The following is a 24,467-nucleotide window of genomic DNA, read 5'->3' as shown; positions in this document are numbered from 1 at the left end:
TCATCGGATGGTCTCTTTAGTTGGAAGCCGGGAGCTGTTCACGCACCGGAGTGATGCGGTCACCGTCGCGGACATAGGCGCCCGCCTTGGCCACGACCTCGTCGCCGGTCTTCAATCCATTGACGATCTCGACATAGGCACCGTCCTGGATGCCGGTCTCGACCTTGGCGTATTTCACCACGCCATCCTCGACCCTGCGAGCAGAGGAGCCCTCGTTGCTGGTCAGCACGGCGGTCAGGGGAAGCGAGACGCCCTCAGTCTCGCGCACGATGATCTCGGCGCTGCCATACATGCCGGAGCGCGCCTTGCTGTCGTCGTCGATGGAGATATGGACGAGACCGAGGCGGGTGACCGGATCGACGGTGGGCGAGACCAGGCGCACGGCGCCGGACAGTTTCTCGCGGCTGCCGGAGAGCGAAATCGTAGCCTTCTGACCGGCCACGACTCTCACGATATCGCTTTCGGCGACTTCGGCGACGAGTTCGATATCGCCGTTACGAATGATGGTGAAGAGCGGGTCGCCGTTGCCGGCGGCGATGGCGCCGACCTTGGCGTTCTTCGCTGAGATCGTGCCCGAGACCGGCGTCTTTACATCGGTGCGTGCCAGTTTCAGATCGGCATCGGCGATCTGGCTGTCGAAGACCTTGAGATCGGCTACGGAAACTTCGATCGCCTGTTCGGCGGAAGATACGCGGGCATTGGCTGCGGCGGCCGTCGCATCGGCCTGTTCGACCTGTGCGGTGGAGACCGTACCCTTCTTGCCCATTTCCTGGGCGCGGGCCTGCTGCTGTCTTGCCTGTTCGGCGTTGGCCTGCGCCTCGATGAGCTGAGCGCGTAACTGGGCAAGGCTTGCCTCACCCTTGGCTCTCGTCGCCAGCATCTGGCTCTTCTCCAGGATCAGCGCGTCCTCGTTCAGCGTGGCGAGCGTGCTTTCCGCCTGCACCTTGTCGCCGACATCGGCTTTCAGCGTGCGGATAGAGAGGCCTTCGACCTGCGGTTGGATATAGACTTCTTCGACGGGTTTGACCGTACCCGTGCCGATTACGCGGTCGACGAGGGTTCGGTTCGTCGCCTGGGTGACAACGATCGCCGGCAGGTTCTGCTGCGGTTTTGCGACCGGCGTCTCCTGCGAAAAAGCGGCGGATGCGGCGAGAGCCGCCGCAAAAAGGGTGGAGGCGCCTAGAATTCCAATCGGCTTGCGTGCCATGCGTCTTCGTCCAATCTTATGATAAGGTTGGCCGAACTCGAGCGTCTGCCACTCAGCGCGCGATCAGGCCACTGCCCTTCCTGCATTCTCAGAGGTATCCGCCGATCCTTTGCCGTCTTCATCCCTCGCCGGCAAATTCGGCTTGTAGGTGGTATCGATTTGCTCGATCTACAAGTCCGGCAGAAAACAATTCCCCATTAGGCGATATTAATTACCATTCCGAAGTCAATCAATCACCGCAAGGTTATGTCAACATTACGAAGATTGATCACGCTCATCCCTAAGACGTTTGACGCCCGATAAATGCGACAGTTGCAAGGCATTTTTTTCGGTTGCTGGATGCAGATGATTTAAGGCCGACTGACCGGAAATCTGAATCAGCGTCTAAATCAAATAGATAGAGAATGTCGTCCGAATACCGCGGACACTTTTTGGCATCATGCTCTAGAAAAAGACGAAACGCGCGGGAAATCTCCCGCGCGTTTCGCTTCGCAATCTCGCCGAATTATTTGGAAGCGGCGTCGGTGATGTCGTGCGTCCAGGCGCCTGACGGCTCCTTGCTGATGATCTTCTGATCGAGCAGCGCCTTTGCCGTGCGCGCATAGAGCGCCTCGTCCAGCTTGCCGGAGCTGTCGCCGACCAGCTTGGCGACTTCGCCCATCATGCGCTTCTGATGGTTGTCGTCCTGGCCGCCATTGTCCATGACGATCTCGGCGGCTTCGTCGGGATTCTCGGTGGCATATTTCCAGCCCTTCATCGAAGCGCGGACGAACTTGACCATCTTCTCCTTGAAGGCCGGGTCTTTCAGCTTGTCTTCCATCGCATAGAGGCCGTCTTCGAGAAGGTCGTTGCCCATTTCAGTGTAGTTGAAGACCGTCAGTTCTTCCGGCTTGAAGCCGGCATCGATCGCCTGCCAGTATTCGTTATAGGTCATGACGGAGATGCAGTCGGCCTGCTTCTGGACGAGCGGCTGCACATCGAAGCTCTGCTTCAGCACTGTGACGCCGTTCGGCCCGCCTTCGGTCGACAGGCCGAGCTTGTTCATCCAGGCGAAGAAGGGATACTCGTTGCCGAAGAACCAGACGCCGAGCGTGTGGCCCTTGAAGTCGGCTTCGGTCTTGACCGGGCCGTCCTTGCGGCAGACCATTTCCAGGCCCGACTTCTGATAGGGCTGGGCGATGTTGACGAGCGGGACGCCCTTTTCGCGGGCAACCAGGGCACCGCCCATCCAGTCGACGATGACATCGGCGCCGCCGCCGGCGATCACCTGCTCAGGAGCGATATCGGGACCGCCCGGCTTGATCTCGACGTCGAGGCCTTCTTCCTTGTAGAAGCCCTTGTCCTTGGCGACGTAATAACCGCCGAACTGGCTCTGCGTGACCCATTTCAGCTGCAGCACCACCTTGTCGGCGGCCATCGCATGGGCCGCTGCAAGCGACATCGCGCTCGCCATCATTGCAACCATCAACTTTCTCATTTTCTTATCCTTACCCTCTGAAGTTATGCCCGGACCCGTTTCTGGAGCCCGCGCGCGCCTAGCCACCACGGATAGACGGATGCCAGAACGTCACCGCCCGTTCGGTCAGGGCGATGATGCCATAGAAGATCGAGCCGGCCAGCGCCGCGACGGCGATTTCCGCCCAGACCATGTCGACATTCATGCGGCCGATCTCGGTGGAGATACGGAAGCCCATGCCGACGATCGGTGTCCCGAAGAATTCCGCAACGATGGCACCAATCAGCGCCAGCGTCGAGTTGATCTTCAGTGCGTTGAAAATGAAGGGCATTGCCGCCGGAAGCCTGAGTTTCAACAGCGTCTGCCAATAGCCTGAGGCATAGGTGCGCATCAGGTCGCGCTCCATGCTGCCGGAGGCGGCAAGGCCGGCGACGGTATTCACCAGCATCGGGAAGAAGGTCATGATGATGACGACGGCGGCCTTTGACGGCCAGTCGAAGCCGAACCACATGACCATGACAGGGGCGACGCCGATGATCGGCAGGGCCGAAACCATGTTGCCGATCGGCAGAAGGCCGCGGCGCAGGAAGGCGATGCGGTCGGCGAGCACCGCGACGACGAAGCCACTGAGGCAGCCGACGATATAACCGATCAGCACCGCCTTGAAGATCGTCTGCCTGACGTCCGCGCCGAGGATGGGCAGCGACGCCATGAACCGCGCGCCGATGGCGCTCGGCGGCGGCAGCAGGATGAAGGGGACGCCAGCGCCACGCGTGACCGCTTCCCAGAGAATGAGGATCCAGGCGCCGAAGATCGCCGGGATCAGGAGCTGGAGCGCCGACTTGCCGAAAGTGGTGACGGGCTGCAGTTTCGACAGTTCGGTGACGCATCGCCAGGCAAGCAGCCAGCAGGCTAAGAGCAGCAGGAAGAAAGCCCGCGTCGCCGCGCCCTCGTTGCCGGAAAGAGCCGAAAGCAGCATCCAGGCGGCGCCATGCGCGCCGATAAACAGCACGGTGGCCCGATAGGCCGGCGGCTGCGGTGCGAATGACAACAGGGCAGCCGCGATGACGATGGTGAAAATGAGGCTTGCCGTGCCGTCGGTGAGGGCGCGCGCCGCGCCCTCGGCCAGGAACGGCAGGGCCGTCAGCGCCCCGACGCAGAGGAGGAGGGCGACCACGCCCTGCCAGGAGAAGGTCAGATGTCTCATGCCGGCCTCCCGCCCATGGCGCGGTCGACGATCTTCGCTGCAACGCCGACAATCGCAACCAGGATGCCCGCCAGCAGCGATCCGGCGACGAGGGCGGCCCAGATATCGATAGTCTGGCTGTAATAGGAGCCGGCCAGCAGCTTCGAACCGATGCCGGCGACGGCACCCGTCGGCAGCTCGCCGACGATGGCGCCGACGAGGCTGGCGGCGATCGCGACCTTCATCGAGGTGAAGAGGAATGGAATCGAGGCTGGAACGCGCAGCTTCCAGAAAGTCTGCATTGGGCTGGCATAATAGGTGCGCATCAAGTCGAGATGCATGATCTCAGGCGAACGTAATCCCTTCACCATGCCGACGGCGACCGGAAAGAAGGAGAGGTAGGTGGAGATCAGCGCTTTCGAGACGAGGCGGGAGGCGTCGGAATCGAGGTTCAACAGATGCGCAATGGCATTGTCGCCGGTCAGTACGTTGTAGGAGATGATAACGATCATCGGCGCGATGGCGAGGATCGGTATGGTCTGGCTCGCCACCAGCCAGGGCATCAGCGAGCGGTCCATGGCGCGGTTGTGGACGATCAGCACGGCGAGAAGGATGCCGAGCAGCATGCCGAAGCCGAAGCCGAGCAGGGTGGAGGAGAGCGTTACCCAGCTGTGATAGACGAGGCTGCGGTTGCTCGAAAGGCTGCGCAGAAAGGTGTTTTCGTAGACGTTCTGCGCCACCTGATGCGGCGCCGGCAGGATCGGCTTCGGCTGCGCCAGCGTCTTGCCAATGAATTCGAGGGTCGTAGGTGTGACGCCCGCGCGGCCGTCCATGTCGCGCTGGAACGGCGCGTTCATCAGTATGGCGGCGACATACCAGATGACGACGAGGGCCAGCAGGATGGTGGTGACGGGGACGATCTTGTCCTTGAAGGTGTCGGGTTTCAAAAGAGGCGCCCCCATGTATTGGCATGGAGTGTGCTGCCACCCCTCTCTGTCCTGCCGGACATCTCCCCCACAAGGGGGGAGATCGGCAAGAGGATAGCGCGTCGCTCCCAGTTGGCTCTATAGCGAACGGAACGGCGATCCTTGTTTGGGGAAGCCGGTGCAGCATATCGATCTCCCCCCTTGTGGGGGAGATGCCCGGCAGGGCAGAGGGGGGCAACCCTCGAACTCAACCGCCTAAACCTCATGGCTGTGCCCCGTCCTCAGTCCTTCGCGGACGCGATGGGCGATCTCCAGGAACTCGGGGGTTTCGCGGATGTCCAGCGGGCGTTCGGCCGGCAGGGTCGAGTCGATCACATCGGTCACGCGGCCCGGGCGCGGAGACATGACCACGATCTTGGTCGAGAGATAGACCGCCTCGGGGATGGAATGGGTGACGAAGCAGATCGTCTTGTTGGTGCGGGTCCAGAGTTTCAGCAGCTCTTCGTTCAGATGGTCGCGGACGATCTCGTCCAGGGCGCCGAAGGGCTCGTCCATCAGCAGCAGGTCGGCATCGAAGGCGAGCGCACGGGCGATTGAGGCGCGCTGCTGCATGCCGCCGGAAAGCTGCCAGGGGAATTTCTTCTCGAAGCCCGAAAGACTGACCAGATCGAGCGCTTCGGCGATGCGCCGCGTCCGGTCGGCGCCGGAATAGCCCATGATCTCCAGCGGCAGGGCGATGTTGTTTTCGATGGTGCGCCAGGGATAGAGCGCCGGCGCCTGGAAGACATAGCCGTAGGCGCGTGCCTTGCGAGCCTCTTCCGGTGTCATGCCGTTGATCGAGATCTCACCAGACGTGCTCTTCTCGAGATCGGCGATGACACGCAGGAACGTGGTCTTGCCGCAGCCCGACGGGCCGATGAAAGAGACGAAATCGCCCTTGCGGACATCGAGATTGACATTGCTCAGTGCACGCACCGGGCCGTCATTTGCCTGGTAGGTGAGACAGAGATCCTTGGCGGATACGACGGAGGGTGTTTGCATCAATGCGACCAGTCTTGTTTTCGCCGCGGGAACGCGGTTTGAGTGCTATCATTACCGCCGGTTTTATCGACGACACACTCCATGGAGGATGAGGATGGACGTGACATCAAAGCCCACCTGCCACATCGTTCGCCCCAATCATGCCTATGACGGCAAGCAGGGGCTCAGCTATTTCCAGGGGGTCGCGGCCGAGACGGTCGGCGCCAAGGGCATCTGCATGCACCTCCTGACAATCCCGCCGGGTGTACGCGCCAAGGCGCATCTGCACGAGGCGCACGAGACGGCGATCTACATGCTCTCCGGCGAGGCCCATACCTGGTACGGAGACCGGCTGGAGCATCACGTCATCGTCCATGCCGGCGAACTTTTCTATATCCCGGCCGGCGTGCCGCACCTGCCGGCAAACCTCAGCAGCACGCCGTGCACGGCGATCATCGCCCGCACCGATCCGAACGAGCAGGAAAGCGTCGTGCTTCTGCCGGAGTTGGACGCTTTGGTGCCGGCGTGAGGTCATTGGCATAGAGGCAGCGGTCCCCGGTTGATGGCCGTATCGTCATGCGCCATCGTCATACGCCGCTTGCCGGAATGCCGCTACGCGTCACCTTGCGCGGCGCGGTGATGTCCTTCCACTGTGAAAGCGCCTTGCTGACAGCCGTGACCGGCTCGCGCCTGACGAATTCGCCGTGGCCCTCGCGGGTCTTGATGGTGTTTTCCTCGATTGCGACAACGCCGCGCGTCAGCGTATAGCGCGGCAGGCCGGTCACTTCCTTGCCTTCGAAGACGTTGTAGTCGATCGCCGACTGCTGGGCCTTGGACGAGATGGTCTTGGAACGTTGCGCGTCCCACACGACGATGTCGGCATCGGCGCCGACAAGGATCGCGCCCTTCTTCGGATAGATGTTGAGGATCTTGGCTATGTTGGTCGAGGTGACGGCGACGAATTCGTTCATCGTCAGCCGGCCAGTGTTGACGCCGTGGGTCCAGAGCATCGGCATGCGGTCTTCGAGGCCGCCGGTGCCGTTCGGGATCTTGGTGAAGTCGCCGAGCCCGAAGCGCTTCTGCGCCGTGGTGAAGGCGCAATGGTCGGTGGCGACCACCTGCAGCGAACCGGAGGCAAGCCCTGCCCAAAGCGAGTCCTGATGCTGCTTGTTGCGGAATGGCGGCGACATCACCCGGCGGGCCGCGTGATCCCAGTCGGGATTGGAATATTCGCTCTCGTCGAGCGTCAGGTGCTGGATCAGCGGTTCGCCATAGACGCGCATGCCTTTGGCACGGGCGCGGCGGATCGCCTCGTGCGCCTGTTCGCAGGAGGTGTGGACGATATAGACCGGGCAGCCGGCCATGTCGGCGATCATGATGGCGCGGTTGGTGGCCTCACCTTCCACTTCGGCGGGCCGGGAATAAGCATGCGCCTCGGGGCCGTTATTGCCCTCGGCGAGCAGCTTTGCCGACATCGAGGCGACGACGTCGCCGTTTTCGGCGTGCACCAGCGGCAGGGCGCCGAGTTCGGCGCAGCGCTGGAAGGAGGCGAACATCTCATCATCGTCGACCATCAGCGCGCCCTTGTAGGCCATGAAGTGCTTGAAGGTGTTGATGCCCTTGTCGCGGACGATGGTCTCCATCTCCTTGAAGACCTGCTCGCTCCACCAGGTGACCGCCATGTGGAAGGAATAATCGCAGTTGGCGCGAGTCGATTTGTTGTCCCACATGGTCAGCGCCTCGAGCAGCGACTGGCCGGGGGCGGGCAGGGCGAAATCGACCACCATGGTCGTGCCGCCGGAAAGGGCGGCGCGCGTACCGCTCTCGAAATCGTCGGAAGAATAGGTGCCCATGAAGGGCATTTCGAGGTGGGTGTGCGGATCGATGCCGCCCGGCATGACATAACAGCCGGTGGCATCCAGCGTCTCGTCGCCCGAGAGGTTCGGACCAATCTCGACGATCTTGCCGCCGTCGATTTTCACGTCAGCCTTATAGGTCAGGTCGGCGGTGACGATGGTGCCGTTCGTGATGACTGTGGTCATGGCTGCTGTTCCTTTCCCTGCGATCTTATTGACTTACGGCTCCACTGCCATCGTGGGCGTGCCGTTTCTAAAGAGCGCCGCACCCTTGGCGATAAGGCTGTAGACGGCCTCCTCACTCAACTCATTCGGCTTGTTGCGCTTCTCTTCGTAATACCAGTCGGGCTGCTCAAGGACGTCAATGCCACCCACCGACAAGGACCAAATGCCATCGCATTCGCGAAAGTAAAAATCCTTGCCGTCGATCAGCCCGGTTGACTGTACGGGTTGGCTGTCCTTGGGACGTTCGATCAGTATGCCAGGCGTGGAAGGGCCAAGTTCGATGCGAACGACACCGGGCCCAGGCCCATAGATATAGTAGGTTTGGTGGAGCGCATCTGGGTCGCGGTCATCTGACTTGGCCAGCTGAACACCAGAAGGTTTATATCGCCAAAAGCTCGATATTTGCGGAAGCTTGATCCGCTCGCCTGCCGTGTTGATGCCAATGTAGAAGATCTGCACGCCAGGGATGTCGTCCCACGGACCTTCGTTCACTGGCGTCACATTGGCGGTGGCCCACGCGAGGTCGTCGGCAGTTCGCTGAGTTTCGAGCTTAAAGATATCAGGATAATCGAGATAAGTGGTTGGCAAATCTGATGCCATCACACCACGATCTCCGCCGTCTCGACCACCGCATGGAACAGCACATCGGCTCCCGCCATCGCCCATTCCTTTGAGATCTCTTCCGCCTCATTGTGCGAGAGGCCGCCGACGCATGGGCACATGACCATCGTTGCCGGCGCGACCTTGGCGGCCCAGCAGGCGTCGTGGCCGGCGCCGGAGATGATGTTCATGTGGCTGTAGCCGAGCCGCTCGGCGGCGTCGCGCACCGACGTGACCAGTTTCGGATCGAAGGTGATCGGCTCGAAATGGCCGATCGCCTCGATGGAACAGCCGACACCGAGTGCGTCGGTGATCTCAGGCGCCTTCGCCTCGATCTTTGCCCGCATGCGGTCGAGCTTCTCCTTGTCGGGAGAGCGGATGTCGACGGTGAAGACGACCTTGCCGGGTAGTACGTTACGGGAATTCGGAGAGAAGAAGACTTGGCCGACACCGCCGACGGCGCCTGGCTGTTCACCCATCGCCACGTCCTGGACCATTTCCAGAATGCGGGCCATGGCGAGACCGGCATTGACGCGCAGGTTCATCGGCGTCGAGCCGGTATGGGCTTCCTTGCCGGTCAGCGTGAATTCCAGCCACCAGAGGCCCTGGCAATGGGTGACGACGCCGATCTGCTTTTCCTCGGCTTCGAGGATCGGTCCCTGCTCGATGTGATATTCGAAATAGGCGTGCATCTTGCGGGCGCCGACCTCTTCGTCGCCAACCCAGCCGATGCGCTTCAGTTCGTCGCCGAACAGATTGCCCTCGGGATCCCTGCGATTATAGGCAAAATCCAGGCTGTGCACGCCGGCGAAGACGCCTGACGCCAGCATCGCAGGGGCAAAACGCGCGCCTTCCTCGTTGGTCCAGTTGGTGACGACGATCGGATGTTTGGTCTTGATGCCGAGATCGTTCATGGTGCGCACGACTTCGAGGGCTGCGAGCACGCCGAGCACACCGTCATATTTGCCGCCGGTCGGCTGGGTGTCGAGATGCGAGCCGACATAGACCGGCAAGGCATCGGGATCGGTACCGGGGCGGGTGGCGAACATCGTCCCCATCCGGTCGACACCCATCGTCAAACCGGCATCGTCGCACCATTTTTTGAAAAGGCTGCGGCCTTGCGCATCGGCATCCGTCAGTGTCTGGCGGTTGTTGCCGCCGGCTATGCCGGGGCCGATTTTTGCCATGTCCATGAGACTGTCCCAGAGACGGTCGCCATTGACGCGCATGTTCTCGCCTGGTGCTGCCACCATTTTGTATGCCCTCACCTGTTTGCGGCAGTCATGCAAAGGTCATGCCCGCCTGTTCCCGTGGTCCTTTCCTGCGCTCCCTTATTGGTTTTGTCGAGCGCCGGAAAATCGTCAGTTGCCTTTGCTTTGCATCTGGCGGATAATTTGACCGATTGGTAAACATTACAACTTCCACCGCCGGGCTCAAGACGAAAATCACGAAAATTGCCGATAAAAATACGGGCAGTTGCTCAAGAAAGCGGCGGGGAACGTTTCCGGTCTAAACTTGAGCGAAGAAGTTGAATTTCAAGGGGAAATAACAGCCTGTGACCATACCGAGAGCAGCGAAAACCCTGAGGCGGACGCGAATCCAGGAGGAGAAGGAAGAGCAGATCCTGGAAGCGGCCCTCGACGTGTTTTCGGCAAGCGGCTTTCGCGGCTCGACCATTGACCAGATCGCCGAAGTGGCGGGCATGTCGAAACCCAACCTGCTCTATTATTTCCGCACCAAGGAAGCCATGCACCGGGCTCTGATCGACCGGGTGCTCTACACCTGGCTGGAGCCGTTGCGGGCCTTCGACGCCGAAGGCAATCCGGAGGCGGAAATCCGCAGCTACATCCGCCGCAAGCTGGAGATGGCCCGCGATTTTCCGCGCGAGAGCCGGCTTTTCGCCAACGAGGTGCTGCAGGGCGCGCCGCATATCGAGGACGAGCTGAAGGGACCGCTGAAGGAATTGGTCGACGAGAAGGCGGAGGTCATCCGCGCCTGGGCGAAATCAGGCAAGATCGTCAAATGCGATCCCTATCACCTGATCTTCTCCATCTGGTCGACAACGCAGCATTACGCGGATTTCGACGTTCAGGTGCGTGCCGTGCTGGGGCAGGAACATTCGGGCGAAGGGCGCTTCGAGGATGCGGCGCGGTTTCTGGAACAGCTCTTCATCGGCGGCCTGCGACCGGATCCCCTGGAGGCGTGAGGGTTTACCCTCTTCTTGGAAGCGGCACCCGAGCAAGAATATCCGTCATGCCTTCCATCGTATAAGGCTTCTGTAGCACGGGCGCGTCCGAGTGGCTGTTGGCCTGGGCGATGCCCTCCCCATAGCCCGTGGCAAAAACGAAGGGCACGCCTTCGGCAGCCAGCCGGTCGGCAATTCCGAAACTCGTCTCATCGCCAAGATTGACATCGAGAAGCGCCAGATCGAAGGACTGGCCTGCCAGAATTTCCATCGCCTCAGTGACACTTGGCGCCGTAGCCACGTCGGCGCCCAGGCGGCGCAGGATGTCCTCGCCATCCATGGCGATGATCAGATTGTTTTCCACCAGCAGTACGTTCAGGCCGAAAAGCGGCTGATCGTCGGGATTGGTCTTGGGTTCGGTCGTTCCGAGCGGAGCCGGATTTGATCGTTCGCTCGTGGGGCCGACGACATGTCGCGCGGGGATGGAGAAATCGGCCTCGAGCCCATCCTTGGCGTAGCGGACCTCGGCTTTGCCGCCAAGGTCATAGGGGATCGAGCGGCGGATGATCGTCGAACCGAAGCCATGGCGTTTGGGTTCGACGACGGGTGGACCATTCTTTTCGCGCCAGCTAATGCGCAGATTGCCCTCGTCGTCGCGATGCCAGCCGAGTTGGACGGTGCCGCTGCCAATTCCGGAAAGGCTGCCATATTTGGCGCTATTGGTCATCAGCTCATGGAAAACAAGGGCGGCGGTGGAAAAGGCCTGCGGTTCCAGCAGCACATCCTCGCCGCTCATCTGGATGCGTTGCGCGTTTTTCCCGAGATAGGCGGCGGTCTCTGCGAGCAGCAATTGCCGAAGCGAAGCGGGCGCCCAGTGATCGCGGGTGATCTGGTCATGGGCGCGGGCGAGTGACTGGATGCGGCCCTCGAGCTGGCGAATGTAGTCGCCAAGGCCGACCGACGTTGCCTGCGACTGCCGGATAATGCCGGTGATGAGGCTCAATATGTTGCGGACGCGGTGGTTCAGCTCGGCAATCAGCAGTTCCTGGCGCTCGTTTGCCGTCTGGCGCGCCATGCTGACCTCGTCGGTGAGGCGCAACACCACTTCGATCAGTGTGACGCGGATGGTTTCGGCGACACGGCGCTCGGCGTCCGTGAAAGGAAGGGAGCGGCCGCGCACCAGTTCCGACCAGGCTTCGAAACTCTTGCGCGGCGTCAGCCTCGGGCCGTTCGGCCCGTATTCCACCGGCTTGTGTGGGTCGCCGCCCCAGCGGACGGTGCGCACCAATTCCTGACGGAAAAGCACGACATAATCGCGCGGCGAACGCGAGATCGGGATGGCGAGCATGCCTGCCACCGCATCGTCGACCTCAAGGTCCGGATAGGTTTCTGAGAGCCTGTCCACGGCATAGATTCGGCCGGCAGCGCTACGGTTGAGGTGGCGGACGAGGGCTGCGAAACTTCTCTCATTCGGCCCGATGCCGGCGAGTGCCAGCCGGCCGTTGATCCAGACGCCGATCCCGTCAGCAGGAATGGCATCGGCGAGCGCCTCAATCAGCCAGGCCGGATCGTCGAGCAGGTTCGCATTGTCTGCCACGGAGGTGAGAAGCCGGTCGGCGATGCGGCGCGCCTTGGTCTCGTAGTCGAGAGCCAGCCGCCGTTCGCGGCTTTCAAGACGCGACGCAAACATCTGACCGAAGAGTTCGGCAGTGGAGCGGCTTTGGGCCGAAGGCAGACGCGGGCCGTAATGATGGCAGGCAAATAGGCCCCAGAGCTTACCGTCCACGACGATCGATATGGAGAGCGAAGCGCCGACGCCCATGTTTTTCAGATATTCGATGTGGATCGGCGAAACAGAACGCAATACCGACATGGAGAGGTCGAGCGGCTGGCCGTGCTCGTCGCGTTGCGGCAGGATCGGGACCGGGACGGCGTCGACATCGGCAATGATGCGGAACAGGTTGCGCAGATAAAGCGCGCGCGCCTGCACCGGAATGTCGGAAGCCGGATAGTGCAGCCCGAGAAACGAGCCGATGCCGGCCCGGGCGGCTTCCGCCACCACTTCGCCGGAACCGCCTTCGTCGAAACGATAAACCATGACCCGATCGAAGCCAGTCAAGGCGCGCGCCTGTCTTGCACCTTCGCGGAAGAAAGCCTCCAGTGTTTCCGTGTGGTCGAGGCGGGACATCATGCTGCGCATGGAGAGCGAAGCGGCGTCGCGCCGGTCATCCTGGCAGCGCTCGCCTTCGATGATGACCTCACCTCCGTTCAGGTGCAGGGCAATGTCGAACCTGTTTTGATCGGGCATCAGGGCAATGCCGAAAATGCGCTCGGCGACGTCGGGACCGCGCAGCGTGGTAAGCTTGTTGCGGACGGCGTGGAGTGCTTCGGGTGTGATCAGCGAAACAACGGGACGGCCGATCGCGTCGGCCTGCGCAACATCGAGAAACTCCACCAGATTTGCGGAGGCGCGGGTGACAATCCAGTCTGAGGATATCGCCAGGAGAAAGCCGAAAGGTTGAACCGATCCAAGCTGGTGGATCGGTTCACGGTCGCAGTTGGTGAGATCGACAGGTTCGTGCGTGCCGCTCATGGCACGGTTTCCAGCGTGAGTTGCCCCGCTTTTAGGAAGAGATCGAAGACATTGCGAGCGGCCGTGACGGCAGCGCCGGGATCGTCCACCTTGCTCGCGTCAAGACGATCCATGAAGAGCCGCATGGCGCCCTTCGGGCCTTGGGGGGTCAGGTAGCTGCTGGGCAAATGATCAGGCACGGCCTTGGCGAGCAGCGCGCCGCCGAGCTTGGAGCCTTCCAGGACATAGGCAGCACCCCAGACCGCTGCTTCGCAATGCAAGGCGGGTTGAGGAAGGGGCGCGGGCAATCGATCGCCGAGTTCCCTAATGTCGGCAGCGAGCAGGTGAGCGCGCCTTCGTTCCGACCAGTTGGGCAGCAGGCGAGCGATCCCGGCTTCCTCAAGCGCATGTTCGACTGATGGTACGACCTGGGCATGCGCGCGCAGGAATGCCTTGTAATCCTGGGTGCGTGAGAGATTGAAACTGCCGAAGAGAGCGTCGACCGCGGCGTGGCAATCTGCAGTTTGTGCGCGGAGAGCGCTGCGAAGTGACATGCTGACCGTGTTCCGAGTGATATGGCGGTCGTCCACAACGGACGGTGAACTATCGGATATACTGCTGCATCGGGTGATTTCCAGGGAAACGTATAGGAATTACATGGGTTTCTCGTCGCTCGCAGACGCGTGGCGAGCGCTTCAGCCCATCATTGCCGGCAGTCCTGCGGCGAGCGTATCGATCGCGAGCCGCACCTTCGGCAGCATGACCGGAGAGCGCAGCCAAACGGCATGGGCATCGAAGACATTGGCCGGTTCCTGCTTCAACACCTGAATGAGCCGGCCTGCCAGCACCTCCCCGCGGACCAGCCAGCAGGGGAGCCAGGCAAGTCCGCGCCCGGCGACGGCCGCATCGGAAATCGAAGCAAGGTCGTCGAGCCGCAGCCGCGCCTTTGGCGGCATCCGCCGCCCGGGATCGGCTGCAGTCGGAAAGATCCAGCCCTTGTCATCATCGCCCCGCCTATAGACGATGCCCTCATGCCGGGGAATATCGAAGACGGTTTGCGGCGAACCATGTTTTTCCAGATAGGCGGGCGATGCGCAGACGGTCATGCGCTGGCGGGCGATCGCCCGGGCCATCAGATCCGGATTGTCCTTCAGCGGCCCGTTGCGGATGACAAGATCGAACCCGTCCTCCAGCAGATCGACGATACGGTCGTTGAAGGAAAGGTCGAGTTCGAGGTTCGGATGTTCATCGAGCAGGCGTGCGAGGACCGGCGCGATGCAGTGGCGGCCGAAAAGCACGGGCATCGAGATGCGCAATCGGCCGCGCACATCACGCCTTCCGGATTCCAGCATCGCTTCCCCGAGGCGGATTTCCTCCACCGCTCGCAGGCAGCGCTCGTAGAAGAAGCGGCCTTCCTCGGTAAGGCTCTGCATGCGTGTCGTACGGTTGAAGAGGCGCACGCCGAGACGCTGTTCCAGCCGTGCGATGGTTTTGCCGACGGCCGAACGCGTGAGATGGAGCCGCTCGGCGGCAGCCGAGAAGCCACCGGCCTCGACGGCTTCGACAAAGATCGAGATACCTTTCAGCTGTTCCATTTGTTTCCTCTTTGGAACCATTCTGGAGAATAAATATCGCAACTGGTGCGAAATATTCAACGATATGTTTTGCGCTCCCTGCAATAGACAAGGAGCAAGACAATGCAGACAACACGGCAATGGCAGATCGACGCGGTAGGGCCGGAGCGCCAGCTGACGATCGGGGAGCGGAGGCTCGAACCGGTTTCGGGAAACAGGGTTCTGGTCCGGACGGAAGCCGTCTCGCTCAATTTCCGCGATCGGTTGCTGATGGAGAGCGGCATGGGGTTGCCGCTGCAATTTCCCTTCGTGCCAGCTTCGGACATGGCAGGGGTCGTCGAGGCAGTCGGACCCGATGTCAGCCGTTTCAAGCCGGGCGATCGGGTCATCTCGACGTTTTCGCCCGACTGGATTGACGGACGCGGCTTGGGCGATGCGCGCACGCCACCTTACAAGACGCGCGGCGGCTTCTATCCCGGCGTCCTCTCGCAATACACCGTGCTATCGGAGGAATGGTATTCACGCGCGCCTGATACGCTCGATGCGGCGCAGGCGAGCACCTTGCCCTGCGCCGGACTGACTGCCTGGTTCGCCCTGATCGAACGCGGCGGTCTGAAAGCCGGCGACAAGGTGCTAGTACAAGGCACCGGCGGGGTGGCGCTCTTCGGTCTGCAGATCGCCAAGGCGCATGGCGCGGAGGTCTTCATCACATCAGGCAGCGCCGAGAAGCTCGAGCGCGCCGTTGCTCTCGGCGCCGATCATACGATCAACCGCCATGAGGGCGACTGGGTGGAACAACTTTATCAGTTGACCGGCGGCTATGGCGCCGATCACGTGCTTGAGATCGTCGGCGGCCCACATCTCGGCCAGGCGCTGAAGGCGGTGGCGATCAATGGCCGCATTTCCGTTATCGGCGTGTTCGAGGGATTCGAGGTTTCCGGTCCGGCCGGCCCGTTCCTGCTCAAGGCGCCAGTCGTGCAGGGCATTGCCGTCGGCCACCGCCGCGCGCTTGAAGATCTGGTGCGGGCAATCGACCAGACCGGGCTGAAGCCTGTGATCGACAAGCGTTATGCCTTCGACGAATTCCCTGAGGCGCTCGATCACCTCTATCGCGGGCCTTTCGGCAAGGTGGTCGTCGAGTTCTGACCGTCGCGATTTTCCCTTCTCCCCGCTGCAATAATTGTAGGGGGAGACGGGAGGCCATCAGGCGGCAGCAGGGACGCCCTGTTCGAAGGCGAAGCCTTCATCGGCCCAGCCGGTCATGCCGCCGATCATCAGCTTGGTCTGAAGGCCGAGATTGGCGAGGCGGAAGGCAGCCTTGTCGGCGCCGTTGCAGTGCGGACCGGCGCAATAGACGACGAAGAGTGCATCGCTTGCCCATGTCGACATGCGGTGCGCCGTCATCTTGCCGTGCGGCAGGTTGATCGCTCCGGGAATGTGGGACTCTGCGAAGAGCTGCGGCGAGCGCACGTCGAGGAGAACGAAATCGACTTTGCCGGCCGCAAAGGCGGCATGCACGTCGGAGCAATCGGTTTCGAAGGCAAGCTTGGCGGCAAAGTGAGCGACGGCAGCATCCGGAGCTGCAGCAGGTATTTGGGAAACGGCGCTTGGCATCGGTTTTTCCTTTTTCTGAAGTTGCCGCCTGGTATCGCCGATGCTAGAGCTGTGCGAAATTGGCCATCATGACTGACAGCGTAAAGATCATGCCAAACTCATCGCCACAGCAGACCAAAGGACCGCTGGTCGCCGCGCTTGCCTATGACGGGCTCTGCACCTTCGAATTCGGCATCGCCTACGAAGTCTTCGGCCTGCCACGCCCGGAAATGGGCGAAGGCTGGTATCGTTTCTCGGTCTGCGGCATCGAAACGGGTCCGCTTCGCGCTGCGGGAGGGCTGACGGTCGCAGTCGACAAGGGACTGGAAGTGCTTGACGAAGCGGACCTGATCGTCGTGCCGGGTTGGCGGTCGATCGATGCCGCCGTTCCCGAGCCGCTGGCTTCAGCGCTCAAGGCCGCGCATAAACGCGGCGCAAGGATCATGTCGCTTTGCTCGGGTGTTGCGGTTCTTGCCGGGTCGGGTCTGCTGACGAACCGCAGGGCGACGACGCATTGGCGTTATGTCGCCTCGATCGCCGCGCGTTATCCCGACATTACGCTCGATGCCGACGTTCTTTACATGGACGAGGGCAGCCTGCTGACGGCGGCGGGCAGTGCTGCCGGCATCGATCTCTGCCTGCATGTGGTGCGCGGCGATTTCGGTTCGGAAGCCGCAAACAGCGTGGCAAGACGTCTCGTCATGCCGCCGCACCGCGAAGGCGGACAGGCGCAGTTCATTCACGCGCCGGTTCCCGAGGAACGCGAGGGCATCCGCCTCGGGCCGCTGATCGAATGGATGCGCGAAAGCCTTTGCGAGGACCAGCCAATCAGCCTGCTTGCCAAGAGAGCGGGCATGAGCATGCGCACCTTCCAACGGCGTTTCGAAGCGACGACGGGCCTCAGCGTCGGCGAATGGCTGCTGAAGGAGCGGCTGCGGCATGCCCGCGATCTGCTGGAGAAGGAACTTGCTGTTTCGCTCGACGATATCGCTGCCGCCAGCGGCTTTGGAACACTGGCGACGATGCGGCATCATTTCCGCAGGCGGCTCGGGACGAGCCCCAATGCCTATCGGAAGTCATTCGGCGGTTAGAGCATCTCCGGCTTGCATTTCTTTGCCATTTCACCTAAACGGGCGCTCTCGATGTTTCTGGAAAGGGAGCGCCACGATGACGAATATCTCAGCACGCCCCGAGAGGGTTTCGGCTTAACTCGGCCAACGGGTCGATGAATGCCGGTTGAATATCGCCGTTTTTGGCGATGAAAGACCACTCATATCCAGAGTTCATTATCATGGGCAATTCCATTGGGAGCGGAAGCTCCCCGATGACGTCGTCGGCACATCCGGCACTCATCAATCGTTTCTTTTCCGATAGCGCCTGGATCGAAGGCGCCGCTTTAGATCAGCTTGACGAAATGTCCCGCCTGCCGGGCGTTCTGGAGATCGCCGCCTTTCCGGATCTGCACCCCGGCAAATATGGTGCGACCGGCGTGGCACTGTTGTCCTCTCAGTTGCACCCGCTGCTGATCGGCAACGATATCGGCTGCGGCATGTCGCTCTTCGGCCTGGATCTTCCGTTGCGCAAACTGAAGATCGACAGGGCGGCGGAGCGGCTTCGCCGGTTTGAAGCGCAGGCGATCGGAAATGCGGCGGAACTTCTCGCGGAGGCAGGCCTGTCGACCGATCTCACACCCGGTGCTCTCGGCACGATCGGCGGCGGCAATCATTTCTGCGAGTTGCAGGCTGTGGAGGATCTCGCCGGAGGCGGATCTGCCGACGGTCTCGATGATCAGGAGCTCTATCTGCTGGTTCATTCCGGTTCGCGCTCTCTTGGCGCCACCATATTCTCGGCGATGGTGGCCGCTCATTCGGGGCTCGCAGCCGGTCTTGATCCCGGTTCGGAGGCCGGCGCCGCCTGGCTTATGCGGCACGACCAGTGCGTTGCCTGGGCATCGTTGAACCGACGACTGATCGCAGAACGGGCGGCCGCAGCGCTTCATGCCGATCTGCGTCTCATCGCCGACGTACCGCACAATCTCGTTCGCCCGTCCGATCGTGGGTTTGTGCACTACAAGGGTGCGGCAGCGGTCGTAGCCGGCGAACTTGCGCCGATTGCGGGATCTCGAGCGAGCCTCAGTTATGTGGTTCGTCCGACCGCTGGCGTTGCCCGTTCGCTGGACGGCATCTCTCACGGGGCCGGTCGCAAATATGACCGCGCCACCATGCACGGGCGTGTCGGCCGCAATCGCTCCGAACGAGAACAGCTCTTGCGCAATTCCTGGGGCGGTATCGCCATCTGCGACGATCGCTCCCTTGTCGTCGAGGAGGCGGCGTCCGCATACAAGGATGCCGGGCAGGTGGTGACCGATCTGGAAAATGAGAGCCTGGTCGTGAGGCTTGCCAGCTTTCGGCCGCTTGTCACCTTCAAGAAGGCGGTTGATGAAGCGGAGGTTGAGCAGCGCCGGCGAAAACCTGAATATCGCAGGGAAGGAGGACGTGGCCATGAGCGCTATTGATCTTCTCATTACCGCAGGCAACGGCCCGGTAGAATGCCGCATGGCGCTGTCAGCGCTTCTCCGCATCCTCGAACAGGAGGCTGTTCGGCTCCGCTGCTCTTTCGAGACCAGCCTTGGCCCGATGCCGGATCAGCACGGTGCGAAGTCAGCGATCGTCAGCCTCAATGGTTTCGAGGCGGAGCAGATTGCCAGTGATTATTGCGGCACGATCCGCTTCACCTTCCGGAGCCAGGTGCGTCCGGGTCACAAACGGCAGAACTGGTACGTCTCGGTTCAACGTATCGATACCAAACCGGAAGGCGGCGAGGTGACGATCGATCCAGCCGACCTGCGTTTCGAGACACTGAGGGCCGGCGGACCGGGCGGGCAGCATCAGAATACGACCGACAGTGCGGTTCGTGTCCTGCATCGGCCGACCGGTCTCGTCGCGACGGCGCGCGACGAGCGTTCCCAGCACCGCAACAAAGCCCTAGCGCTCCGGCGCCTTGAGGCGATGCTGCGCCATATCGAGGCGGAGAAGCAGGAGGCCGCCAAATCCGGGCGCTTCATCGCCAACCGGACCATCGAGCGCGGCAACGAGGTCAAAACCTTCAAGCTGTAGTCGGGAATAGCGTGGCCCGACCACAAACAACAACGGCGCCCTTCATGAAGGGCGCCGATTTCGCTGGTCATGACCCGCCGAGGATTGCGGCGGTGTCGCGAATTTTTATTCTGCCGCCTGGCGGGCCATCGGGTTGTTCGGGTGTGTGGTCCAGTTGGCATAGTTCGGGTCGACGACGCGGCCGGTGCGTTTGTCGAGGGTGCCGGCAGGAAGCTGCTCCATGGTGATGCAGTTCTCGACCGGGCAGACGCTGACGCAGAGATTGCAGCCGACGCATTCCTCGTCCATCACTTCGAAATGGCGAGCGCCGTCGACGAAGTTGGTGATCGCCTGATGCGAGGTGTCCTCGCAGGCGATGTAGCAGCGGCCGCATTTGATGCAGGCGTCCTGGTCGATCTTCGCCTTGGCGATGTAGTTGAGGTTCAGATATTGCCAGTCGGTGACGTTGGGCACGGCGCGGCCGGTAATGTCGTCGAGACTACGGTGGCCCTTTTCGTCCATCCAGTCGGAAAGGCCCGTGATCATCTCCTGGACGATCTTGAAGCCGTAGGTCATCGCCGCCGTGCAGACCTGGACGTTGCCGGCGCCGAGAACGAGGAATTCAGCAGCGTCCCGCCAGGTGGTGATGCCGCCGATGCCCGAGATCGGCAGACCGTAAGTTTCGGGATCACGAGCGATCTCGGCCACCATGTTGAGCGCAATCGGCTTCACCGCCGGGCCGCAATAACCGCCATGGCTACCCTTGCCGCCGACCGTCGGGTTGGGGGCGAAGTTATCGAGATCGACGGAGACGATCGAATTGATCGTGTTGATCAGCGACACGGCATCGGTACCGCCGGCCTTGGCGGCGCGGGCCGGGCGGCGGATATCGCTAATGTTGGGCGTCAGCTTGGTGATAACAGGCATGCGGGTGTACTGCTTGCACCAGCGCACCACCATCTCGATATACTCAGGCACCTGGCCGACGGCCGAGCCCATGCCGCGCTCGGACATGCCGTGCGGACAGCCGAAATTGAGCTCGATGCCGTCGGCGCCGGTCTCTTCCACCAACGGCAGGATCGCCTTCCAGGCCTCTTCCTCGCAGGGAACCATGATCGAGGCGATCAGTGCCCGGTCCGGCCAGTTCATCTTCACCTGCTTCATTTCCCGCAGGTTGGTATAGAGGTCGCGGTCGGTGATGAGCTCGATATTGTTCAGACCGAGCAGGCGGCGGTCGGCGCCCCAGATCGCGCCGTAGCGCGGGCCGTTGACGTTGACGACGGGCGGGCCTTCCTCGCCCAGCGTCTTCCAGACCACGCCGCCCCAGCCGGCCTTGAAGGCGCGCTCGACATTGTAGGCCTTGTCGGTCGGCGGCGCAGACGCCAGCCAGAACGGGTTCGGGGATTTGATGCCGACGAAATTATTACGGAGATCAGCCATTGTTCATTCTCCCCTTCAAGCGACGGCGACAGCCGGAGCGGCTGCTGCGGTGAGGGCACGATGGATGGATTCAGCCGCGTCGCGACCGTGGGCGACGGCCGAAACCGTGAGATCGTCACCGCCGAAGACGCAGTCGCCGCCTGCCCAGACGCCGTCGAGCGAGGTATGGCCTTCGCCATCGACAGCGATGCGGCCGGATTCCATGCGCAGCGAACCGAGACCAGAGGCGTCAAAGCTCTGGCCGATCGCCTTGAAGATCTGGTCGGCGGCAATCACACCGGTTTCGCCGGTGCCGACGAGGCGGCCATCGAGGATTTTGGTATATTCCACTTCGATCGCGGCGACTTTGCCGTCCTGCGACAGGATCGATTTCGGCGCCAGCCAGTGGCGGATGATGACGCCCTTGGAGCTCGCCAGATCCTGTTCGAATTCGGAGGCGTTCATGTGCTCCTTGCCACGGCGGTAACAGATCGTCACCTCCTCGGCGCCGAGCAGCTTTGCCTGCACGGCAGCGTCGATCGCCGTCATGCCGCCGCCAAGGACGACGACGCGGCGGCCGATGGCGATGTCGCTTTTGTCTTCGGCCTGGCGGAGTGCGGCGATGAAATCGACGGCGTCGTCGACGCCTGCAAGGTTTTCGCCCTCGATGTGCAGCGCGTTGACGCCGGCAAGGCCGATACCGAGGAAGACGCCCTCATATTGCGCCTGCAGATCGGAAAGCGAGAAATCGCGGCCGAGACGCTGCCCATGCCGAACCTCGATGCCGCCGATCGAAAGGACGTAATCGACTTCCTTCTGGGCGAAGTCGTCGACGGTCTTGTAAGTGGCGATCCCGTATTCGTTGAGACCGCCGGATTTTTCCCTGGCATCATAGATGACGACGGAATGGCCGTTCACTGCCAGGCGATGGGCGGCGGCAAGGCCGGCCGGGCCTGCGCCGACAACGGCGATCGTCTTTCCGCTCGGTTCGGCTCTGGCATAGAACTGCCGGCCCGCCTGCATGGCGGCATCGGTCGCATAACGCTGCAGGCGGCCGATCTCGACCGGCCGCTCTTCAGCCGTGTTGCGCACACAGGCCTGTTCACAGAGTTCTTCGGTGGGACAGACGCGGGCGCACATGCCGCCGAGGATGTTCTGGTCGAAGATCGTCTTTGCCGAGCCGATTGGATTGCCGGTCGAAATCTGGCGGATGAACAGCGGAATGTCGATCGAGGTGGGACAGGCCGTCATGCATGGCGCGTCATAACAGAAATAACAGCGGTCAGCGGCGACCAGCGCCTCATGATTATCGAGGCGCGGATGAAGATCGGAAAAATTAGCCTCATACTCGGCGGGCGAAAGCCGGCCGGGATGAATCCCGGTTTCCAGTCGTTCCATTGAAGTTCCCTCATTATTGGTAAACGGCCTGTGAGGGAAAGCGTAACTCAGGTTTAAAAATTTATCAAACGGTAAAATTTTGACGATTTTTGCGTGTAATCCCGCAAGCAATCCACTGTTTTTACTGGAAGAATTTAATCGGTCTGCATCGGTGAAACGGCTGAGCGCGCGACGAGGGAAGGGCATCCGAAAAAAGATTCAAAAAAGCCGAATTTTTTTTGGATGGCAGGGAACCAAAGTTTGATGTCGCCGTTATTGCGTTATCCGGATGGTGATCGCATCGACCCAACATGCGCGCCCCCAACCCACTATCCGGACGTACTCACGGTCCCCTCCCGGTGAGTGAAGACAGCCGGTGCGCCGCCCTCGCACCGGCTGTTTTTCCGTTTAAGGCTGTCTCCAGGGCTTTCACACTCGCTTGAAGATCTCGAATTCGGTTTCCGGAATGGTCAGACGGTACTCGATGCGGCCGGGAACGAGGTTCAACTCCGCCTTGCCGTTGACCGACGAAGGCACGACACGCTCCAGCACTGTGCGGCCGAAGCTGTTGTCGCTGAATTCGTGGACTTCTGCCTGATCATGCAGAACTTCCGCCCAGGCGACTTCGATCGCCTTCCGGTCGTTGATCATGGCTTCACGGCAATTCAGCGTGATGGAGGCGGCGCCGCCTGATATCGCGCCGAAGGAGGCAGAGTTGACGATGAGTTCATGGAGGGCAAGCCCGAGATGCACGGCGGCATTCGGCGTCAGGTGAGCGTTGATGCCATAGATCGGCATGGAGCCGGCCGTCTCCGGCCAATAGGGAGCAAACTGCTTTTCGGCGAGTTCGAAGAGATAGGCGCCGCGCCAGCTCGAATCCGTAATCAGGTCCTGCGAGTTGGAAAGCGATTGCAGCCGTCCGCGGAATTTGAGGAGGAAGCTGTCGAGAGAGAGCGTGTTGCGGGCCGTCTGGGTGGCGATGCCCTGGATTATGGCGAGAAGGTTCTTCGAACGGTGTGAGAGTTCGCGCAGCAGCGATTTCAGAACTTTTTCGCGATGCCGGCTTTCGGTGACTTCAGCCATGACGGACAGAAGTCCATGTTCGCCGCGTCCGTCGGTGCGCTGGATCTTCAGTTCATAAGTGCGCCGTTCGCCGTCGACGTCGATCTCGACCTCGGCATTGTTGGGAATGCCGGTTTCCAGCACCTTGTGCTTCAGGGCCGTCAGATATCGGCCGTGCGCATCGCCAAAGAGGACAGCATCGCTGCTGCCGGGCGCAAAGAGTGCTGCAAAATGCGGAGGCAGATTTTCGGCGTAGAAAATCGACAGTCGGGCGTCCTGGCATAGGATCGAAATCCCGGCGCTGCCGAGCGCGCGTTCCATCATTGCGGCTTTGCCTTCGAAGGTAAAAGGCATGCCGGACAATGGTTCAGTCGTATTCACTCGGCCGCCTTTCCTTGTGACATCTTGAACGTCGCTGAAGGGAGCGCCCTTCCAGACACCGCCTGCCAACTCTAGAACAAAGCGCTGCAACAACCGTTAAAGCCACCGGAGCGTCCCGGTAGCACCGGAACGCCTGCTTTGGCGATTTGGTTCCGAAGGCCGGAAAATTGCGTCTCAGGCGGCTACTCTGGTCGATTCATTGAAAAAAAGAGCTTGGCTGATCAATGCCTTGACCATGTCGGGATTGAACGGCTTGGTGACAAGGAAAGTCGGTTCCGGGCGCTCGCCGGTCAGAAGCCGTTCCGGGAAGGCGGTGATGAAGATCACCGGCACGCTCGACGTCTTGAGGATGTCGTTGACTGCGTCGATACCGGAGCTGCCATCGGCAAGCTGGATGTCGGCCAGCACCATGCTCGGCTTGGTCTTGTTGTAGAGCGCCACGGCCTCGGCATGCGTACGGGCAATGCCGGTGACGCGATGGCCGAGGCTCTCGACCATCTGCTCGATATCCATGGCGATCAGCGGTTCGTCCTCGATGATCATGATATCGGTTGCGACCTGACGGGAAATCTCCTGCGACGCGACGTCGAGCAGCTTCATGACATCCTGTTCTTCAGTTTCCAGGATTTCGGCGATTTCTGCGACGCGGAAATTCTCCACGGAGGCGAGCAGGAAGGCCTGCCGGGCGCGTGGGGAAACCTTGGAAAGGTTCAGCGTGGCGCGCTGCTCCCAG

At 61.4% G+C, this 24,467-nt stretch carries 22 protein-coding genes; 6 read left to right on the top strand and 16 right to left on the bottom strand.

Annotated features, from left to right (window positions below):
• Positions 1-16: 16 nt before the first annotated feature.
• The 5 genes from FY112_RS13370 to FY112_RS13345 form a co-directional block, all read right to left on the bottom strand.
• Positions 17-1,207 carry an efflux RND transporter periplasmic adaptor subunit gene (locus tag FY112_RS13370; protein WP_131707799.1) on the bottom strand — a complete coding sequence of 397 codons (1,191 nt, stop codon included), beginning with the start codon at positions 1,205-1,207 and terminating at the stop codon, positions 17-19.
• Between the two features lie 505 nt (positions 1,208-1,712).
• A complete protein-coding gene (locus FY112_RS13365) occupies positions 1,713-2,684 on the bottom strand; it encodes an ABC transporter substrate-binding protein (RefSeq protein ID WP_017961732.1) in 972 nt (323 codons plus the stop codon).
• Between the two features lie 58 nt (positions 2,685-2,742).
• Positions 2,743-3,870 (bottom strand): ABC transporter permease, encoded by a 1,128-nt coding sequence (locus FY112_RS13360; RefSeq protein WP_131619563.1) that lies wholly within the window; start codon positions 3,868-3,870, stop codon positions 2,743-2,745.
• Positions 3,867-4,796, bottom strand: a complete 930-nt coding sequence (locus FY112_RS13355; protein ID WP_094087570.1) for an ABC transporter permease — start codon at positions 4,794-4,796, stop codon at positions 3,867-3,869. Before FY112_RS13355 ends, FY112_RS13360 begins: the two co-directional genes overlap by 4 nt.
• Positions 4,797-5,030: 234 nt before the next feature.
• Entirely contained in the window at positions 5,031-5,816 is a 786-nt protein-coding gene (locus FY112_RS13345; protein ID WP_017961729.1) for an ABC transporter ATP-binding protein, read from the bottom strand.
• Between the two features lie 94 nt (positions 5,817-5,910).
• On the opposite strand from FY112_RS13345, the gene FY112_RS13340 reads away from it, so the two are divergent.
• Positions 5,911-6,324 carry a cupin domain-containing protein gene (locus FY112_RS13340; protein ID WP_003542280.1) on the top strand — a complete coding sequence of 138 codons (414 nt, stop codon included), beginning with the start codon at positions 5,911-5,913 and terminating at the stop codon, positions 6,322-6,324.
• Positions 6,325-6,382: 58 nt separating this feature from the next.
• Here FY112_RS13340 and hydA read toward each other — a convergent pair whose 3' ends face one another.
• Genes hydA through FY112_RS13325 form a run of 3 tightly spaced genes read right to left on the bottom strand, consistent with a single transcriptional unit; the run spans position 6,383 to position 9,729 of the window.
• Positions 6,383-7,837 (bottom strand): dihydropyrimidinase, encoded by a 1,455-nt coding sequence (hydA, locus tag FY112_RS13335; protein WP_151518557.1) that lies wholly within the window; start codon positions 7,835-7,837, stop codon positions 6,383-6,385.
• Between the two features lie 33 nt (positions 7,838-7,870).
• Positions 7,871-8,476, bottom strand: coding sequence for a hypothetical protein (locus FY112_RS13330; RefSeq protein WP_151518556.1), 606 nt, complete (start codon positions 8,474-8,476; stop codon positions 7,871-7,873).
• A complete protein-coding gene (locus tag FY112_RS13325; RefSeq protein WP_077979085.1) occupies positions 8,476-9,729 on the bottom strand; it encodes a Zn-dependent hydrolase in 1,254 nt (417 codons plus the stop codon). The genes FY112_RS13330 and FY112_RS13325 overlap by 1 nt, the downstream gene beginning before the upstream one ends.
• Before the next feature lie 302 nt (positions 9,730-10,031).
• On the opposite strand from FY112_RS13325, the gene FY112_RS13320 reads away from it, so the two are divergent.
• Positions 10,032-10,682 (top strand): TetR family transcriptional regulator C-terminal domain-containing protein, encoded by a 651-nt coding sequence (locus FY112_RS13320; protein ID WP_077979084.1) that lies wholly within the window; start codon positions 10,032-10,034, stop codon positions 10,680-10,682.
• Between the two features lie 4 nt (positions 10,683-10,686).
• Here the strand turns inward: FY112_RS13320 and FY112_RS13315 are convergent, their stop codons facing one another.
• The 3 genes from FY112_RS13315 to FY112_RS13305 all read right to left on the bottom strand — a co-directional run bounded on the left by FY112_RS13315 (position 10,687) and on the right by FY112_RS13305 (position 14,828).
• Positions 10,687-13,254, bottom strand: a complete 2,568-nt coding sequence (locus FY112_RS13315; protein ID WP_151518555.1) for an HWE histidine kinase domain-containing protein — start codon at positions 13,252-13,254, stop codon at positions 10,687-10,689.
• Positions 13,251-13,787 carry a biliverdin-producing heme oxygenase gene (locus tag FY112_RS13310; protein WP_077979082.1) on the bottom strand — a complete coding sequence of 179 codons (537 nt, stop codon included), beginning with the start codon at positions 13,785-13,787 and terminating at the stop codon, positions 13,251-13,253. The genes FY112_RS13315 and FY112_RS13310 overlap by 4 nt, the downstream gene beginning before the upstream one ends.
• A 141-nt stretch (positions 13,788-13,928) precedes the next feature.
• Positions 13,929-14,828 (bottom strand): LysR family transcriptional regulator, encoded by a 900-nt coding sequence (locus FY112_RS13305; protein WP_151518554.1) that lies wholly within the window; start codon positions 14,826-14,828, stop codon positions 13,929-13,931.
• A 102-nt stretch (positions 14,829-14,930) separates the two neighbouring features.
• On the opposite strand from FY112_RS13305, the gene FY112_RS13300 reads away from it, so the two are divergent.
• Positions 14,931-15,953: an NAD(P)-dependent alcohol dehydrogenase gene (locus FY112_RS13300; protein ID WP_151518553.1), complete on the top strand. Its 1,023-nt coding sequence runs from the start codon at positions 14,931-14,933 to the stop codon at positions 15,951-15,953.
• Positions 15,954-16,010: 57 nt separating this feature from the next.
• On the opposite strand, the gene FY112_RS13295 is transcribed toward FY112_RS13300, so the two are convergent.
• Complete coding sequence (locus FY112_RS13295) at positions 16,011-16,421, bottom strand: rhodanese-like domain-containing protein (RefSeq protein WP_151518552.1); 411 nt, start codon at positions 16,419-16,421, stop codon at positions 16,011-16,013.
• 68 nt (positions 16,422-16,489) lie between these two features.
• Here FY112_RS13295 and ftrA point away from each other — a divergent pair, with 68 nt between their 5' ends.
• The 3 genes from ftrA (at position 16,490) to prfH (ending at position 19,516) form a co-directional block, all read left to right on the top strand.
• Positions 16,490-17,491 carry a transcriptional regulator FtrA gene (ftrA, locus tag FY112_RS13290; RefSeq protein WP_151518551.1) on the top strand — a complete coding sequence of 334 codons (1,002 nt, stop codon included), beginning with the start codon at positions 16,490-16,492 and terminating at the stop codon, positions 17,489-17,491.
• 233 nt (positions 17,492-17,724) lie between these two features.
• Entirely contained in the window at positions 17,725-18,915 is a 1,191-nt protein-coding gene (locus FY112_RS13285; RefSeq protein ID WP_231283236.1) for an RNA ligase RtcB family protein, read from the top strand.
• Positions 18,902-19,516 (top strand): peptide chain release factor H, encoded by a 615-nt coding sequence (prfH, locus tag FY112_RS13280; RefSeq protein ID WP_131719161.1) that lies wholly within the window; start codon positions 18,902-18,904, stop codon positions 19,514-19,516. Before FY112_RS13285 ends, prfH begins: the two co-directional genes overlap by 14 nt.
• Positions 19,517-19,621: 105 nt before the next feature.
• Here prfH and preA read toward each other — a convergent pair whose 3' ends face one another.
• The 4 genes from preA to FY112_RS13260 form a co-directional block, all read right to left on the bottom strand.
• Positions 19,622-20,935 (bottom strand): NAD-dependent dihydropyrimidine dehydrogenase subunit PreA, encoded by a 1,314-nt coding sequence (gene preA / locus FY112_RS13275; RefSeq protein ID WP_003542260.1) that lies wholly within the window; start codon positions 20,933-20,935, stop codon positions 19,622-19,624.
• A gap of 15 nt (positions 20,936-20,950) precedes the next feature.
• Complete coding sequence (locus FY112_RS13270) at positions 20,951-22,312, bottom strand: NAD(P)-dependent oxidoreductase (protein ID WP_131629787.1); 1,362 nt, start codon at positions 22,310-22,312, stop codon at positions 20,951-20,953.
• 408 nt (positions 22,313-22,720) lie between these two features.
• Positions 22,721-23,716 (bottom strand): HWE histidine kinase domain-containing protein, encoded by a 996-nt coding sequence (locus FY112_RS13265; protein ID WP_181018208.1) that lies wholly within the window; start codon positions 23,714-23,716, stop codon positions 22,721-22,723.
• A gap of 192 nt (positions 23,717-23,908) precedes the next feature.
• Positions 23,909-24,467 (bottom strand): response regulator (locus FY112_RS13260; protein WP_151518550.1); only part of this gene is annotated, 559 nt, incomplete at its 5' end.

This window comes from Rhizobium sp. PEPV16 (assembly GCF_008919455.1).
Classification (GTDB): domain Bacteria; phylum Pseudomonadota; class Alphaproteobacteria; order Rhizobiales; family Rhizobiaceae; genus Rhizobium; species Rhizobium leguminosarum_Q.
Note: the sequence above shows the minus strand (reverse complement) of the source record. Positions and strands in the feature narration are given on the sequence as shown.

What these genes read in the sequence shown, in the direction of transcription:
- FY112_RS13330 (WP_151518556.1), bottom strand. Translation starts at nt 8,476, where the DNA reads ATGGCATCAGATTTGCCAACCACTTATCTCGATTATCCTGATATCTTT.
- FY112_RS13365 (WP_017961732.1), bottom strand. Translation starts at nt 2,684, where the DNA reads ATGAGAAAGTTGATGGTTGCAATGATGGCGAGCGCGATGTCGCTTGCA.
- FY112_RS13285 (WP_231283236.1), top strand. Translation starts at nt 17,725, where the DNA reads ATGACGTCGTCGGCACATCCGGCACTCATCAATCGTTTCTTTTCCGAT.
- FY112_RS13310 (WP_077979082.1), bottom strand. Translation starts at nt 13,787, where the DNA reads ATGTCACTTCGCAGCGCTCTCCGCGCACAAACTGCAGATTGCCACGCC.
- FY112_RS13370 (WP_131707799.1), bottom strand. Translation starts at nt 1,207, where the DNA reads ATGGCACGCAAGCCGATTGGAATTCTAGGCGCCTCCACCCTTTTTGCG.
- FY112_RS13295 (WP_151518552.1), bottom strand. Translation starts at nt 16,421, where the DNA reads ATGCCAAGCGCCGTTTCCCAAATACCTGCTGCAGCTCCGGATGCTGCC.
- FY112_RS13360 (WP_131619563.1), bottom strand. Translation starts at nt 3,870, where the DNA reads ATGAGACATCTGACCTTCTCCTGGCAGGGCGTGGTCGCCCTCCTCCTC.
- ftrA (WP_151518551.1), top strand. Translation starts at nt 16,490, where the DNA reads ATGACTGACAGCGTAAAGATCATGCCAAACTCATCGCCACAGCAGACC.
- preA (WP_003542260.1), bottom strand. Translation starts at nt 20,935, where the DNA reads ATGGCTGATCTCCGTAATAATTTCGTCGGCATCAAATCCCCGAACCCG.
- FY112_RS13270 (WP_131629787.1), bottom strand. Translation starts at nt 22,312, where the DNA reads ATGGAACGACTGGAAACCGGGATTCATCCCGGCCGGCTTTCGCCCGCC.
- FY112_RS13325 (WP_077979085.1), bottom strand. Translation starts at nt 9,729, where the DNA reads ATGGTGGCAGCACCAGGCGAGAACATGCGCGTCAATGGCGACCGTCTC.
- FY112_RS13315 (WP_151518555.1), bottom strand. Translation starts at nt 13,254, where the DNA reads ATGAGCGGCACGCACGAACCTGTCGATCTCACCAACTGCGACCGTGAA.
- prfH (WP_131719161.1), top strand. Translation starts at nt 18,902, where the DNA reads ATGAGCGCTATTGATCTTCTCATTACCGCAGGCAACGGCCCGGTAGAA.
- hydA (WP_151518557.1), bottom strand. Translation starts at nt 7,837, where the DNA reads ATGACCACAGTCATCACGAACGGCACCATCGTCACCGCCGACCTGACC.
- FY112_RS13340 (WP_003542280.1), top strand. Translation starts at nt 5,911, where the DNA reads ATGGACGTGACATCAAAGCCCACCTGCCACATCGTTCGCCCCAATCAT.
- FY112_RS13300 (WP_151518553.1), top strand. Translation starts at nt 14,931, where the DNA reads ATGCAGACAACACGGCAATGGCAGATCGACGCGGTAGGGCCGGAGCGC.
- FY112_RS13305 (WP_151518554.1), bottom strand. Translation starts at nt 14,828, where the DNA reads ATGGAACAGCTGAAAGGTATCTCGATCTTTGTCGAAGCCGTCGAGGCC.
- FY112_RS13345 (WP_017961729.1), bottom strand. Translation starts at nt 5,816, where the DNA reads ATGCAAACACCCTCCGTCGTATCCGCCAAGGATCTCTGTCTCACCTAC.